Genomic DNA, 15,801 nt, shown 5'->3' with positions numbered 1-15,801 from the left:
CTGATTCGGGCCGGGATTCCGAGCAAGAGTCTCGGGAGGGAAGCCGCTACGCCTTCGGCAGCGCCTGTGCCGCCCACTGGAGCATCATCCGCCAATGGTTGTCCCACCAGGAGGAGAACTCGGTCGTGTCCAATGGCGGGGGCGCGAGTTCGCCCGGGAACAGCCCGGATTCGGTGGGTGCGCCGACCGTGTGGGTCGGGGCCGGGATGATCGACTCCGGATTGGAGGCCACCTCCGGCTCCGGACGGGCCTTGATCAGCGGCCTGGGTTTTCCGCCGGTCCGCGGGTTGTCGCCGCGCGGACCCCAGTTGAGCGTGGCCGGATCGATGGTCACCATATCGCTGGGCTGCAGTTCGGGCGTGGGTTGACCGTAGGTGGGCTGACCGTAGCTCGGCGTCACCCCATCCGTCGGATCGACCGGGCCGACCGGCAGACCGTCGACGAAGGGTCCGCCAGGTCCGATCTCGGTCGTGGCGGGCGCCGGTGCCTCGCCGGCCGGATGCTCGGCAGCGTTGCGCGGGTCGGCGGAGACCCGGGAGTCGATGAGCATCGGGGCCGGAACCTTCTTGGAATCACTGCCCGAGGTATAGATCCCGCCCGCCACCAGACCGCCCGCCAGCACGCTGGCCGCCGCGAACAGGGCCGCGGTACCGCGGACGCGGCGGATGCGGTCGGCGGCCTCGCCCGCGAACTCGACCTCGGGCAGGGCGGCCAGGGCCGCGCCGATGGCCGGTGCGGCCGCCGCCACCGAGCACGGGATGACCGGTGCGCCGAAGCCCGACTCCAGGGCGGCCACCACCGCGGGTTCGGTTGCGGCCGAACCGATCAGCACCACCGCGTCCGGCTTCACGCCCGCCGCGTCGAACTGGTCCCAGGCGGCGGTGACGGCTGTGCGCATGGCCTCCTCGGTGGCCGCGCCACCGGTGAGCGTCACCGCGGCGAGCACCCGGCTGCGCTCGGGCGAGATGAGCGAGAAGGCCTGGAAGCCGGGCACCACCTCGCAGATGGCGAGATCCTCGAATTCATCCACCCAGGTCATGGCGCGCGCCATCGCGAGATGCGCGGCCTTGGCCGACACCAGGGAGGCGTCGCGCCAGGAGCCGGCGGCCAGTTTGGTGACGATCGCGCGGCGCTCGGCGGCATCCCGGTAGGCGACCGCCGCGCCGAGAATCTCACGGCCCGTACCGATCCGGTCGGCGATGTCCTCCAGCGCCGACTCCACCGCGACCGCCAAGTCGGCCTTCGTATCGCCGGTGATCGGTTCGACACGCTCGAGCACCACGCGCTCGGACACCTTGTCGCCGTCTTCGGTGAGGGCCACCGCGCGCACCGTGCCGCGCTCGGTCGCGACGCCGATGGTCACCGCGGAACGAACAGGGGTAGAAGCAACCACAATCAGCCTTCCAACGTCGACGTACTGGCGGACGGACAGTCGAGATGCGCCGGCAGAGATCCGCAGCTGGGAGGCAGCTGCGATGGGTGTTCGGAGCCGAACGCGGCGTGGATGGGTTGGGATGCGATGACACACGAAGTACCGCAGCGTGTCATGCGCGTGTCGCTACCCGTAGGCTGTTCATCGTGGAAGCACGCACGGGAACCGGGTCGACGCGACGACCGGACCCTGCGTTGGAGCTGCAGGACGATCCACAGGAGCTGATGCCCCGTCGCCGCCCGACGCAGGAACGATCAAAACGCAAGTTCGACGCCCTGCTGCAGGCATCCCGGGAATTACTCGTCGAGGTCGGCTTCGAATCGTTCACCTGCGAAGAGGTCGCGGCCCGCGCCGAAGTGCCGATCGGCACCCTCTACCAGTTCTTCGCCAACAAGTACGTCATCGTCTGCGAGCTGAATCGCCAAGACCTGGTGGCGGTTTCGCAGGAACTGGCCGATTTCCACGGCGAGATCCCGTCCATGGACTGGCTGCGGCACATGACGCAGCTGGTCGATCACCTGGCCGATCTGTGGATGACCGACCCGTCGCGGCGCGAGGTGTGGCTGGCCATGCAGTCCACCCCGTCCACGCGTGCGACCGGCGCGATCCACGAAAAGGAATTCGCCGAAGCGGTTTCGCAGATGCTGCGCCCGCTCATGCCGCGCACCCCGCGCGGCCGCCGTTCCATGATGGCGCAGGTGCTGGTGCACGTCGTGTACTCGATGCTGAACTTCTCGGTGCAGGACGGGCTCAGCCATGAGGACGCCGTCGCCGAGCTCAAGCGCCTCATGGTGGCGTATCTGCTGATCGCGGAAAAGGAATCGCGCTCCGGCGGGCAGCGCACCACCTTCGATCCGGAGTAACCGCGACCCTCCCGTTGCGGATCCGCGCGGATCAGTCGCGCATCAGATCGGCCAGTTCGCCCGGATCCTCCAGCACCACCATGGCGGCGGCGGTGTCGCCATCGTGGGTGAGCGACAGGTGAACTCGCACCCGGGGCAGGAATTCCGCTGCCAGCCCGTGCAATTTGATGCTGGGCCGTCCCCAGGCGTCGTTCACGACCTCGATCAACGGGTACGGGTTGTCCCCGATCTGCGGGCTGCGGGCGAAGCGAGAGGTCGCCCACGCCTTGATGACCGCCTCCTTCGCGGCCCACCGGATGGCGTAACTCCGGGCCGGGTCGGTGCCCTTGCTTTGGCAGTAGCGCCGTTCCCCAGCGGTGAAACTCTCCCGGAGCATGGTGGTTCCGGTGCGTTCCAGTTGTTCGGCGAACTCGGAGATGGTGACCAAGTCCAGGCCGATACCCAGGATCGTCACAGTGCGGGACTCCTAGATTCCTTGTGCGTGCAGTCGAATTGGCTGCGAACATACCAGCGGACCTACGGCACCGTAGGCTCCCTCGAACACATGTCCCAGTCGTCGCAGTGCCATTTGGTCCGCTCGCGGACGTGGAAACAGCGGGCCCGCGCCGGCACTCGGAGGAGCGCCGGCGCGAGCCCGCTGTGTCAGACCTGCCGGGGGCTACTTACCGACAGGCCGGTCTGTGTGGCCTACTGGCAGGCCGGTCCCTTCGGCACCGCCACGTAGACGGCGTCGGCGCCGAGCCGGGCCTGCTGTGACAGCAGCATGTCGGCTTCCAGCTGCCGGGACTGCTTGGCCGGGGTGCCGTCGCCGCCGAGGCGACGGTCCGCGGGCCGCTCGTACAGCGGGGCGCCGCCGCACATGGCCTCGGCGAAGCGCTGACGGCCGGCCAGCTGCCGCTCCTCGGCCTTGCGCTGGTACGCCTCCCGCTGCTCGGTGTCGGCGATGGCCTCGACGAACGCCTGCGGGTGCACGATGGCCAGCAGGCCGGACACGTGCCCGAAGCCGAGCGAGGTGACCAGACCGGCCTTGAGCGGGAAGCGATCTCCCACCGCGAGCGGCTCGCGCAGCCACACCAGGTGCGGGTACTGGGCCATCTTCTCGTCCACGCAGTCGAGGCTGCGGTTGGGCGGGATGACACCCTGCTCGAGCACCTGGCACAGGCCGATCATCTGGAACGCCGCCGCGCCGCCCTTCGCGTGACCGGTGAGGGTCTTCTGCGAAATCACGAACAGCGGAGCGCCTTCCGAGCGGCCGATGGCGGTGGCCAGACGCTCGTGCAGCTCGGACTCGTTGGGATCGTTTGCCGCGGTGGAGGTGTCGTGCTTGGAGATCACCGCGATCTCGTCCGGGGTGACGCCGAGCTTGGCGAGTTCCTTGGCCAGCTTGGACTCCGGGCCGCCGCGACCCGCACCCAGGGCGCCCAGGCCCGGAGCCGGAATCGAGGTGTGCACGCCGTCGGCGAAGGACTGTGCGTAGGCGACGACGCCCAGCACCGGCAGGCCCATCTCCAGCGCCACCGAGCCGCGGGCCAGCAATACCGTTCCGCCACCCTGCGATTCGACGAAGCCGCCGCGGCGGCGGTCGTTGGCGCGGGAGAAGTAACGGTCGCTGATGCCCTTGGCGGACATGACGGCCGAGTCGGCGGTGGCGGACATGTCGCCGAAGCCCACGATGCCCTCGATGCCGAGGTCGTCGTAGCCGCCCGCGACCACCAGGTCGGCCTTACCGAGCCGGATCTTGTCCACACCCTCCTCGACGGAGACCGCCGCGGTCGCGCAGGCCGCGACCGGGTGGATCATGCCGCCGTAGGAGCCGACGTAGCTCTGAACCACGTGCGCCAGAGCGACGTTGGGCAGCGCCTCCTGCAGGATGTCGTTGGCCCGCGGCTCACCGAGCAGGTTGTCGATGTAGAGCGAGCGCATCGACGACATGCCGCCCATACCGGTGCCCTGGGTGTTGGCGACCATGGCCGGGTGCACCCAGCTCATGAGTTCCGCCGGGCTGAAGCCCGAGCCCAGGAAGGCGTCCACGGTGCAGACGATGTTCCACAGCGCCACCCGGTCGATGGAGCCGGCCATATCGGCGGAGATGCCCCACTTGGTGGGATCCCAGCCGGTCGGGATCTGACCGCCGACGGTGCGCGACAGCTTGGCCTTGCGCGGCACGCGAATCTCGGTGCCCGCCTTACGGGTCACCTGCCAGTCGTCCGTGCCCGCGACCGGGGTGACGACCGTCTGCTCCGGGTTGGCGGCGAAGAAGGCCCGCGCCTCGGCCTCGCTGTTGACCACGAAGGTGAGGTCCTTGTCCAGGAACACCGAGGTGAGCAGCGGGGCGGCATTGTCGATCATGGCGCCGTCGTCGCCGTAGCGGCGCACGCCGCAGCGCTCCACCACGGTGTCGTGGTAGCGGTCGGCCAGCTCGGATTCCTCGACGTACTCACCGGATTCGGTGTCGTACCAGCCGGGCTTGGGGTCGTTCTCCCAGGTGACCAGGCCGGTGGTCCAGGCCAGCTCGAGCACGCCCGCGGCGGAGAGCTGGTCGGCGACCTCGATCTCGAAGCGGGTGCGCGCCGAACCGTAGGGGCCGAGCTCGCCGGCGCCGACGATGACGACCATGTCGTCGAGATCGGCTGTGACCGAACCCCATTCGGGGGTGGGCAGCTTGGAGGACAGGGTCGGCGGGGCGGGCAGGGCCGAAATGGTCGCGCCGTCAGCGTCTTCCGACTCGTCGGCGGCGGCCTCGGCCTGCTCGCGGGCTTCACGGGCCAGCTCCGGCAGATCCAGCTTGGCTCCGGCGAGACCGCCGGTCAGGTCGATCTGCTGCGGTCCGGCCGCGGTCACCACGCGGGCCCGCGAGCTGCACCACTTGAGCAGTTCGTCGGCCATCTGCAGCGTGGACCAGGTGTGCACGCCCGCCTTCTCGACGGCCGTGACCAGCGGGTCGTTGCCGCCCATGAGGCCGGTGCCGCGCACCCAGCCGATCAGCGCGTGCACCAGGGTGACCCGCTCCGACCAGGACTTCTCCGCGCGCCACTTGGCGACGATGGCGTCCAGGGCGGCCTTGGACTCACCGTAGGCGCCGTCCCCGCCGAACATGCCGCGGTTGGGCGAACCCGGCAGCACCACATGCAGTTTCGCGTCCACGTCGTGGTCGGCGCCCAGCTTGGACAGGCCGCCGATGAGACGCTCCACCGACCACAGCAGCACCCGCATCTCCATTTCGGCGCGAGCGCCGGCGTCGGAGAGGTCGCCGGCCACGCGCGGCGCGGCGAAGGGCAGCAGCAGCGTGGGAGTCATCGCCTCCTTGACGAGAACCTTTGCGCCACCGGCATTGTCGACCTGCTCGTTGCCGACCCAGTCGATGAGCGCGTCGATATCGGTGTAGGAGGCCATGTTCGCCGGGACCACCCACAGGGCGGCCCCCTTGCGGGCGTTCTCGCGGTAGAGCTGCTTGTAGAAGCCCAGGCGCTCGTCGTCCAGCTTGGAGGTGGTGACCACGACCGTGGCGCCACCCGCGAGCAGCCGGCCGGTGGCCGCCGCCGCGATGGAACCCTTACTGGCACCGGTGATCACGGCGATGTCGGAGGACCAGACGCCGGGATCCGCGCTGCTGCGGGCGGCTTCGGCGATCGCGCCGTAGACACCGGCCAGCACCGAGCGGGCCTCCTTCATGGCCCGGTTGCGCCACCAGGTGGCCTGCGCGGCAACGGCTTCACCGGCGCCGAGGTAGCCGTCCACCACCGGTTCGGCCGGCAGCGAGCCGTCGTTGCCGAACCACAGGCGGGCGAGATCCTCACGGGCGCTGGCCCACCGGTCGTCGATGAGCACGGCCTTGCGGGCGTCGAAGGCGGGCGCGACCAGTCGCGGCCAGTCCGAACCCAGTTCGGCCGAGACCAGGTCCACCAGGGTGTCCGCGGTCGCCTCCGGCGCGGACGCCTGCTCGGCGTGGCCCAGGGACTCCAGGATCACCCGGGCGGCCTGCGCCAGCACGCCGTCGCGGCCGGTGATCTGCTCAGTGAACTCGCCCAGCGCGGCCGCGTCGACGGTCGCGCCGCCACCACCACCGGCGGACGGCATGGAGACCGCGACTCCGCGGCGCAGGGCCACGGCCTGCACGGCGGCGTCGATGGCGGCATCCACGGACGATCCATCGGAGAGGCCGCCGGAGACCAGGCCGCCCAGGTCGCCACCGCGGACCGACTGGCCCTCACGGGTGCCGAGCGAAACCTCGGCGGTGACGTGGCTGACCCAGCCGTCGCCCAGACCCCAGACCTTCTTGACGCGGTCGCCGATGGCGGCGGGCCGCTTGCCGGAGGGGCCGAAGACCTTGCGCAGGTGGTCGCCGATGGCGTCGGAGAGCACCGAGCCGAACGGCTTGTAGGTGCGGGCCAGGCGGTCGACCGTGCCGGACAGCGCGCCCATGTCGGCGTCGGCGGCACCGTCGATGGCGCCGAGCGAGAGCTCCGCGCCGAGGTCGACGAGCAGCTGGTTGCGGCGCGAGGACACGCCGTCACACAGGCCCTCGATGGTGTCCACCGGGCCGATCTGGTCCATGCGCAGCTTGGTCCACAGCGCGATGAGCACGCGGGTGGCGTCGGCGGCGGAGAACGCGATGTCGTCCGGGGTGGGGCCACCGGTCGGCACGGCCACGGGGGCCGGGGCGGCGGCCGCGGGAGCCGGTGCGGCGGAAGCGGCGTCCTTCGATGTCTCAGTGGACGGGGTCTCCTCGGGCTCCTCCACCGGCGCGGGATCGGTATCGGTCGAGTAGACGACGCCGCGCTCGCGTTCGATGTTCAGCACCTCGACCACGGCGCTGCCGAACTGCGGCAGCTTCAGCGTGTTGGACGCCAGGTTCGCGACGGTCGGCGTTGCGGCCAAACCGATTTCGACGAACCGCTCGATGCCGACGCCACCGTGCTCGACATCGGTGAACAGCAGGTCCTGGGTCTCGATCCAGCGGACCGGGCTGGCGAATTGCCAGGCCAGCAGCTCGACCAGAACCACGCGGCACAGCTCCACCTGCTTGGCGGACCACTCGTCCCAGTTCGCCAGCACCTCCGCGAGGGGCTCGGACGGCACCAGATCGGCGATCTCCTGGACGTATTCGCGCTCCAGGTTGAACACGCGCGGCACCAGGTTCGGGATGTAGCGGCCGATGAGCAGGCTCGGGTCCAGGTCCTGCGGCAGCAGCTCCAGCAGCTTGCCGCGGAATTCCGGCACACCGGCGCGCAACACGGTGGAGTGGAACGGCACGTCGATACCCGGGATGAGCACGAACGCCCGCTTGCCGCCGGTCTCGGCGCGCAGCCGCTCGATCTCGGTCTCGAGCGCCTCCATGCCCTTCACGGTGCCCGCGATGGCGTACTGCGCGCCGCGCAGGTTCAGGTTGACCACCTCGAGGAATTCCCCGGCCTGCTCGCCGAGGTTCTTCACCCAGTCGATGACCTGGTCGTCGGCGATGCCGATCTGCGAGGGCCGGATGGCCGCCATGCGGTAGTTGCTGCGGCCCTGGGCATCCCGGGGCACCAACTCGTGCATGGCCGAGCCGCGCTGGAAGACGACCTCCAGCACGGCGTTCAGCGGCAGCACGCCCGCCGCGGCGGACAGCGCGTTGTACTCACCGACGGAATGCCCGGCGAGCATGGCCCCCTCGATGAAGGCGCCGGCCTCGCGCAGCTCCGCGACCTGCGCGACACCGAGCGTGGCCATGGCCACCTGGGTGAACTGGGTCAGGTGCAGCACGCCCTGCGGGTGGCGGTACTCGACGCCGCGCGCCTTGAGGTAGGTCGGGTTGTCGCGCACCACGGCCAGAATCGAGAAGCCCAGGGCCTCGCGGGTGTGCTTGTCGGCGCGATCCCAGATGTCCTTGGCGGCCTTGGACCGCGTCCGGGCTTCCAGACCCATCCCCTTGGCCTGAATGCCCTGTCCCGGGAAGGCGTAGACCGTCTTCGGCGGCGCGATGCGGCCGGTGGCGGTCATCACCAGGTTGCCGTCGATGCGGCAGGAGACCTCGACGATCTCCGAACCCCGGTCCACCGCAACGCGTTCCACGCGGACATCGATCTTGGCGCCGAGCCGGACCATGCCCAGGAAGCGGGTGGTCCAGGCGGTGATGGTGCGCGGCGGCACCTTGTCGCTCAGATCGATGGCCGAGACGGCGTGCTGCGCGGCGGCCGACAGCCACATGCCGTGCACGATCGGGTTGCCCAGACCGGCCAGCTTCGCGGCGTTGTCGGAGGTGTGGATCGGGTTGAAGTCGCCCGAGACCTGCGCGAAGGCGCCCATGGCGCGCGGCGCGACCAGGGCCACGTCGCGCCGGCGGCGGCGCGGGGTGTCGGAGGCGGCCTCGGACAGCGAGCCCGCGGCGCGCGGCGGGTCGGCCAGCTCGGCCCGGCCGGTGCGACCGCGAATGGCGAAGCGCTCCACCAGTTTCGCGACGGCCGGGGTCTCCAGGCCGTGGTCGCGCATGACACCGACGGTGACCTTGACCTCGACCACGCGGCCCAGGTCGGTGTCGAGCACCTCGGCGGATTCGGCGCGGACGGCGAGCACGGCGTGCTCGGCGGGCAGCTCGCCCAGCAGCTCGATCTGGTGGTCCAGGTGGACCAGATCCAGCATGCCCTCGATGACGCTCTGCGCGTCGGCGGTACGGGTGGCGCCCAGGACCGCGAAAACGGCGGGCCAGCAGGCGCCGACGAGCACGTCGGGGGCGGTGCGGCCGATGGTGCTCAGGTTGTCGGGCAGGCCCGCGCCGGTGACACCGGCGTGGTCGGCGATCAGGTCCGGGCTCCAGGCCAGGTTGACGTGCGCCACCTGGGCGCCGTCGACGGCCTTGACCTCGGGCAGTGACTGGCCGGCGGCGACGGCCAGCAGCGCCGACATGGCGGCCTCGGCATCGCTGTCCGTGATGACCGGCGCGCCACCGTTGTACACGGAGCCGGGGACGGTGATGCGAATGCGGACGGCATCCTGGCCCAGCAGCGGGACGGTCAATTCCACATAGGCGGAATCGGATTCGGGGCCCTCGGTGGCGGACAGGGTGGAGCCGGTGCGCGGGTGCTTGGCGCCCTTGCCGTTCATCTCCCACTCGTCCAGGTCGCCCAGGCGGTGGATGGGGTTGACGGTGGTGCGGCCGGCCCACTGCACGTCGGGGGCGGCGAGCACGATGTCGAGCAGGCCGTTGGCGACCTCGGCGCGGCGGCGGCCGTCCACGGCGGCCGGGACGACGCCCGCGCGGACCAGGGAGTAGGCGGTGTTCTGCTCGAAACGGTCCAGCAGCTCACCGACCGGCTCGTCGACGCGGGTGATGCCCGCGACGGCGACGGTGCCGGGGATGATGCAGACCTGGTCGGCGGTGTAGCGCGGATCGTGGGCCTGCCACAGCGAATCCGAGCGCCACCAGCGGCGCACGTCCTGGTCGACGACCGGGACGAAGTTGACCGGCTTGCCGGGGGTCTTGCACAGCGCGACGAAGAACGGGACATCGGCCGGGTGCAGGACGGTGCCGGCGGCGGCCGGGTACTGCTCCTTCAGGGTGCAGATGGCCTGGACCGGGGTCTCGAAGGCGGAGTCGTCCGCGAAAAGGGTTGCGATTTCACCACGGTCGGCCGGGTTGAGCCGGGATTCGGTGCGGCGCACCATCTCCGCGAACCGGTCGCGCCAGGTGATGTCCAGCCACACCGAGCGGGTGGCGTCGACGATGGCGTCGGAGAAGTCGGCGCCGCAGTCGAAGTCCTTGCGGCGGTCCAGGCCGACGGCCAGCTCGACGTAGCGCTCCAGCCACTCCAGGTAGGTCATGGTGGCGACATCGCCGAAGTACGGCTTGGCGGTCGCGTCGAGGGCCGCGATGATCTCGGCGCGGCGGGCGACCACGGCCTCGGCGTCACCGGCGACCTCGTCCAGCAGGCGGCCGGTGCGGGAGGCGGCATTGTCGATCTCGTGGATGTCCGCGCCCAATTGGCTACGGCCGGAAGCCATGCCGCCGACCGCGGTGCCCGCACCGACCCAGTCGGGGGTGCCGGGGGTGTCGACCAGCAGCTGCTTCACCTCGGGGGCGGTGGTGGCCTCGAGGGTGGCCATGGCGGCCGTCCCGACCAGGACGCCGTCCAGCGGCATGGCCGGATAGCCGTGCTGCTGCGACCACTCGCCGGTGAGGTATTCGGTGGCGCGCTCGGGAGTGCCGATACCGCCGCCGACGCAGACGATCACGTTCTCGCGGCCACGCAGTTCGGCGTAGGTCGCGAGCAGCAGGTCGTCGAGGTCTTCCCAGGAGTGGTGGCCACCGGCACGGCCGCCCTCGATGTGCATGATCACCGGGTACGACGGCACGGCGTCGGCGATGCGCAGCACGGCGCGGATCTGGGCCACGGTGCCGGGCTTGAAGGCCACGTGGGTGATGCCGACCTCGGACAGCTCCTCGATGAGGGCAACGGCCTCTTCGAGTTCCGGGATGCCGGCGGTGACGATGACGCCGTCCAGCGGGGCGCCGGCGCTGCGGGCGCGCTGCACCAGGCGCTTGCCGCCCAGCTGCAGCTTCCACAGGTACGGGTCCAGGAACAGCGAGTTGAACTGCACCGCGCGGCCGGGCTGCAGCAGCTGCTTCAGCTCCTCGACCCGGTCGGCGAAGATCTGCTCGGTGACCTGACCGCCACCGGCCAGCTCGGCCCAGTGGCCCGCATTGGCCGCGGCCGCAACGATTTTCGCGTCGACGGTGGTGGGGGTCATGCCCGCCAGCAGGATGGGCGAGCGGCCGGTGAGGCGGGTGAACGCGGTCTCGACCACGATGCGGCCATTGGGCAGGCGGACCGGCTTGGGCGCGAATTCGCTCCAGGCCGCGGCGACCTCGGGGGCCGCGCCGGGGGTGAACAGGCTGCGCTGGCCCGGGCGGGTGGAGGCGGCGAGCACACCGACGCCGGTGCCCTTGAGCGAGCCGGCGGTGAGGCGGGTCAGCAGGTCGCCGGGACCGAGGTCCAGGATCCACTGCGCGCCACGGGAGACCGTGTCGTCGACGGTGCCGACCCAGTCGATCGGGTCGACGAGCACTTCCCGGGCGAGGCGCGCGGCCAGCTCGGTGTCCAGGCCACACTGCTGGGCCCAGCCCTCGACCAGGTCGACGGTCTCGGCCAGCGCCGGGTGGTGGAAGGCCACCTCGACCGGGACGTCCTCGAAAACGGGGGCGAAGACCGCGCCGCCGCGCTTCTTGGCGTCGCGCTCGGCGGCCTGCTCGGCATTGATCTCGGCGGCACGCTGGCGCACGCGGTCGAGCTGGCCGACCGGGCCGCTCAGCACGGCGCGGCGGCGGCCGTTGCGAATGGACAGCACGGCGGCCTTCTCCGGCGCGACACCGGCCATGACCTCGGCGACAACGGCTTCCAGGACCTCGGGGTCGACGTTGGAGACGGCGACCATGGGGGACTTCTCCCCCACCGGGAGCAGACCGCGGCGGCGGGCGACCAGGCCGGCCGCGGCGCCGATCATCTGGGCGATGGCCAGCAGTTCGGCGTCACGCTGCCCGTGCGCCTCGGCGGCGGCTGCTGCGATGCGGCCCTGCGAGTGGCCGATAACGGCGGCGGGCGCGTGCGCGACGATGTCGAGGCCCTGCAGGCGCAGCGCGCGCAGCGCGGCGACCTGGGTCAGGAACACACCCGGCATCGAGACGGCGGCGGAGCGCAACACCTGCGCTGACGGCGCTCCCGACACCTCCCCCTGTTCCGGGTCGGCGATCTCTTCTTCCAGCATCCATGCGATGGGGTCGAAACCGACCGGCCGGACCACCAGCAGCTGCGCCGCGATCGGTTCCAGTGTGGTGGCGGCCTCGTTGACCAGCGCCGTCAGCTCGGGCTCCAGGGCGGAATCCCGCCCGATCTCCTCGAGCTCGGTAAGCCACTGCGCGCCCTGCCCACCGAATGCGAGGGCGTACGGCGCACCCCCCAGCAACCGGTCCAGCAGTGACGACCTGACACCACTCTCCCGTGACTTCCCCGCCGCCCTGGCCTTCGATCCGGTTCCGGTGCTCTCGTTGATCGTCAAGACGTTCGACTTCCTTCTCCTGGCGGCCAGCCTCCAAGGACTGGGCCGCGCTCACGGTGCGCAGGTATCCCTCCGGCCCGCAGGCCCTGGTAGAAGCCGAGGATGGCACAAAATCATGAGGATCTCCTCATGTTTGGTCACCAACCGGGTACTTACTGGGCAGTTTTTCCGTACGGTCGTACCAGAATGACCCGAAACATGACCCTCCCTCATGTTTGAAGCCGCTGGTTGGCTCGGTTACGTTCGTGTAGGAAATGTGAGGCTCCCTCACATTGAGGTTTATTAAATCGTTATAATCCCTGGTGAGGTTACCGACCAGTACGCCACACCCGCCCGGTGCTTCGCGATCCCAGTTAGACCCGGTAAAGTTTGGACGGTCGTACCGTTAGCGCGAGTGGCGAAATTGGCATACGCGCCAGATTTAGGTTCTGGTGTCCTAGGACGTGCGGGTTCAAGTCCCGCCTCGCGCACAGCAGCGTGGCATCCGTGCCACGTATGACGAACCCGGTGTTCGAGTGCCCTCAGACACTGGAAGGCTAACCAGTGGCTATCGCTGAACCCCGGCAGGCCGGCGTCGATCGAGTGTTGTTGGTAGGTAGCAGGTCTCGCCATCGCCTCGCGGTCCATTCAGGGACCGGCACATCGGACCGATGAAGATCCGGGCTAAAGGGTGCTGTCGAGGTCATCGGCGGCGTTCAGAAGCGCTGCCGCGATGCGGCGGGCCTCAGGGCCGGTAAGCTCCGTTGTTTCGCCTTCGCGCACCGTCAGGGCCACAGCCAGTCGGCGATCGAAACGGGTGTCTTTGGCGCACAACCGTACTCGGACTCTGCTACCGGACAGTTGAGGTCCTATCACCGGCACCGTCCACGGCCTACTGCTGTGCCACTGTTCGGCCTTCGGATCCATCGCCTCGTCGTGCTGTCTACACCACGGAGGGCAGGCATGGGCCTGCAGCAGGCCGTCGGCCAGAATTCGGGAATCCCATAAATCCCCGGTCGCTACGAGAGCTTCGGCAAGCTGCCGTGCCTGTGCGGCGGTCATCTCGGAATGGACGCGGCTCGGCGCAACCAGATCGATCCAGCTGTATCGCAGCCCATGACAGTCGTGAGCGTTCAACTGCACGAACAGCGCTGGAAGCCCGGACCGCGCCGGCATCTCAACCAGCACTGGCCGCTCCTGGCCACAATGGTGACAGCCATCGCCGGGTGCGAACGGATCCGGGTCGTCGTGCTCTACGCACCACGCCGGACACGGCAAAACCGTGGACATCTCGTACCAATCCCCTGTGCATGCCCTTCTGCGAGGGCTACGCCCCCTTCACGCAGCCCTCGCAGCGGGATCCCCATCCTCCTCCTGCGAGGCGGGGAAACTATCGGGCTCCGCACCATTCAGGGTGCTTCCGATATACGCGGAGCCGAATGCAACTACTCACCGACGACTCTGAGGTTGGTGTCCGAGGAGCCGGTGCGAGGAAAATAAGAACACGCCCGGATTGCGCCGGTAAAGACGCCGGGCGCACGCTGGCCAGAGGTACCTCTGGCCAGTGGTCGATTCGACATAGGCGGGACCCACGCTCCCACTTGGGTTTCCGGTGTGCATGGGCTCAAACTCATTCGGGCTGTATCGCTTCCCGGAGAGTATCCTGCTCGCCGTGAACGCTGGCTACACCGCACCGGGGGGAACCGAGGTTGACCAGTTGCTGGCCCCCAACCTCGGTGACTTCGTCCGGACCCACCGCACGGCTCCGAGGCACCCGGACCATCCCCGCGGCTTCAGCCGTCCGGCACTGGCCGGTCTCTGTGACGTCAGCGCCAGTTATATAGCTCAGATCGAGCAGCGTGAGAAGACCTCACCGAGTCCCGAAGTGGTGGACGCGATTGCCCGCGCACTGCGGCTGACGCCCGCCGAACGGCAGCATATGCACAATCTCGCCGCACCCAAGACTCCGGGCCCGCGGACCCACACACCGATGCCGGTCGCCGAGATGCGTGAACTGATCTCCGACGATCTACGCGCTGCCGCCGACGGCCTGATTCCACATCTGTCGGGGTATATCGACGAGCGATGGAATGTGTTGTGGACCAACGAAGCCTACGACCGCGCGTATCCACGGCTGTCGGAAGTGGAGAACATTCTGGTCTGGTTCTTCCTGGTCCCGGAGTCACACCAGGTAATGATCGAATGGGAGGACGAAGCCCGGCTGACCGTGAACTGGTTCAGATGGCACATGGGCAGATACCAGAACCCACAGTGGGCACTGGATCTGCTCGGCAGGCTCAGCTCATGCGCGGCCTTCCGGGCCATGTATCTGGCCGAGCACGTCGACTTCGAACGCCACCAGCCCTTGATGCACCTGCGTGACCCGGCCACCAGCGAGCCCTACAGTGTGCGGGTCCGGATTACCGATGTGCCCAGCGTAGATGCACCGTTTCAGTGGTTCATCGGCATGCGCCAGTCGTTCAGCGGGCCGCCGAGTTTGCCAACCGACTGAGAAATCCGCCGATCGCATCGTTGACCGGATCCGGGGCCGTCCAATTGGCTGCGTGGCCGGCGCCGGGAACCGTCATCACAGGACCGGACCCGGTCAGTCCGGCAGCCAGAGCACCGGACTTGTCGGCGGTGCTCGAGGCGTCGAATTCACCGCGCAAAACCATTGCGGGACAGGTGATCTCGCCCAACCGGTCGAGGAGGGACTCCCGTTCGGTCAAGCAGGCGGCCGCCTGAATGATCGCTGAACGGTCACTGGCCGCCCATTTGGCGCGCCACGGCGCCTGATCGGCAGCCGTGCCGCCGATCAGCTGTGGCGCCAAACCGTCGGCCAGAACTGCCAGTGGCACTTCAGGATTCGTCCAGGCGTCGAACAGCTCGCGATACTCTGCCTTCTGCTCGTCGGGCGAGTCACCGGCCTCCGTGTCGAGCAGGATCAGTGCCTGCACGCGCTCCGGTGCGAGCAGCGCGGCTCGCAGAGCCGTATAACCGCCCTGCGACATTCCCCCCAGGACCGCGCGGTCCACGCCGGCCGCGTCCATCACGGCCAGCAGGTCGCGCGCCGAATCCCAATAGCTGAAAGACCGATGCGGCTCTGTAGCAGTGCCACCGTGCCCCCGGGCATCCCAGCACAGCACCCGAAAACCCTTCGCTTCCAGATATTCCACCTGCGGTGCGAACATCGACAGGTCCATGAAGAACCCATGGCTCAACACTACGACGGAGCTGCTGCGAGCACCGGAGTCGGTGTAGAAGATGCGAGCCCCATCGGTACTGACGTACGGCATTGGCGTAGCGTAACCGCGCTTTCTGCCTACTGTCGCGGCCCGAGCACACTCTGTCCAGAGGTGGGTCCGGCCGGACAGCATGGCGAAATCCGCAATAGCGCAGGTCAGTTCAGAAGTACCAGGGGTAGGGCTTCCAGTCGGGTTCGCGCTTTTCGAGGAAGGCGTCGCGGCCCTCGACGGCTTCGTCGGTCATGTAGGCCAG

At 69.1% G+C, this 15,801-nt stretch carries 7 protein-coding genes, 1 tRNA gene and 1 pseudogene; 3 read left to right on the top strand and 6 right to left on the bottom strand.

Features of this window, described 5'->3' with window-relative positions; translation table 11 throughout:
* Positions 1-46: 46 nt before the first annotated feature.
* Positions 47-1,363 (bottom strand): hypothetical protein, encoded by a 1,317-nt coding sequence (locus ABZV44_RS10320; protein ID WP_354834183.1) that lies wholly within the window; start codon positions 1,361-1,363, stop codon positions 47-49.
* Positions 1,364-1,656: 293 nt separating this feature from the next.
* Between ABZV44_RS10320 and ABZV44_RS10315 the strand changes: the two genes are divergently transcribed.
* The gene (locus ABZV44_RS10315; RefSeq protein WP_230329926.1) at positions 1,657-2,295 is read left to right on the top strand and encodes a TetR/AcrR family transcriptional regulator; all 639 of its coding nucleotides are present in this window, start codon (positions 1,657-1,659) and stop codon (positions 2,293-2,295) included.
* A gap of 31 nt (positions 2,296-2,326) precedes the next feature.
* On the opposite strand, the gene ABZV44_RS10310 is transcribed toward ABZV44_RS10315, so the two are convergent.
* Together ABZV44_RS10310 and ABZV44_RS10305 are read right to left on the bottom strand one after the other, a co-directional pair.
* The gene (locus ABZV44_RS10310; RefSeq protein ID WP_354834180.1) at positions 2,327-2,749 is read right to left on the bottom strand and encodes a holo-ACP synthase; all 423 of its coding nucleotides are present in this window, start codon (positions 2,747-2,749) and stop codon (positions 2,327-2,329) included.
* 233 nt (positions 2,750-2,982) lie between these two features.
* On the bottom strand, positions 2,983-12,324 hold the full coding sequence (locus ABZV44_RS10305) for a fatty acid synthase subunit beta domain-containing protein (RefSeq protein ID WP_354834177.1): 9,342 nt from the start codon (positions 12,322-12,324) through the stop codon (positions 2,983-2,985).
* A 388-nt stretch (positions 12,325-12,712) separates the two neighbouring features.
* On the opposite strand from ABZV44_RS10305, the gene ABZV44_RS10300 reads away from it, so the two are divergent.
* Positions 12,713-12,794: transfer RNA gene (locus tag ABZV44_RS10300), tRNA-Leu, on the top strand.
* Positions 12,795-12,987: 193 nt separating this feature from the next.
* Here ABZV44_RS10300 and ABZV44_RS10295 read toward each other — a convergent pair.
* Positions 12,988-13,491: a hypothetical protein gene (locus tag ABZV44_RS10295; protein WP_354834174.1), complete on the bottom strand. Its 504-nt coding sequence runs from the start codon at positions 13,489-13,491 to the stop codon at positions 12,988-12,990.
* 484 nt (positions 13,492-13,975) lie between these two features.
* Between ABZV44_RS10295 and ABZV44_RS10290 the strand changes: the two genes are divergently transcribed.
* A complete protein-coding gene (locus ABZV44_RS10290) occupies positions 13,976-14,815 on the top strand; it encodes a helix-turn-helix domain-containing protein (RefSeq protein ID WP_354834171.1) in 840 nt (279 codons plus the stop codon).
* On the opposite strand, the gene ABZV44_RS10285 is transcribed toward ABZV44_RS10290, so the two are convergent.
* Both ABZV44_RS10285 and ABZV44_RS10280 read right to left on the bottom strand, forming a co-directional pair.
* Positions 14,784-15,599 (bottom strand): alpha/beta hydrolase, encoded by an 816-nt coding sequence (locus tag ABZV44_RS10285; protein WP_354834168.1) that lies wholly within the window; start codon positions 15,597-15,599, stop codon positions 14,784-14,786. The two genes, ABZV44_RS10290 and ABZV44_RS10285, sit on opposite strands and share 32 nt — an antisense overlap.
* Before the next feature lie 109 nt (positions 15,600-15,708).
* Positions 15,709-15,801: pseudogene (locus ABZV44_RS10280) on the bottom strand (1,4-dihydroxy-2-naphthoyl-CoA synthase); the annotation flags it as partial.

The sequence above is a fragment of the Nocardia sp. NPDC004860 genome, from assembly GCF_040609015.1.
In the GTDB taxonomy this organism is placed as follows: domain Bacteria; phylum Actinomycetota; class Actinomycetes; order Mycobacteriales; family Mycobacteriaceae; genus Nocardia.
This window is presented reverse-complemented; position numbering and strand designations above follow the sequence as displayed.

Excerpts from the sequence above, each read along its gene's own strand:
- ABZV44_RS10315 (WP_230329926.1), top strand. The coding sequence starts at position 1,657 with ATGCCCCGTCGCCGCCCGACGCAGGAACGATCAAAACGCAAGTTCGAC.
- ABZV44_RS10285 (WP_354834168.1), bottom strand. The coding sequence starts at position 15,599 with ATGCCGTACGTCAGTACCGATGGGGCTCGCATCTTCTACACCGACTCC.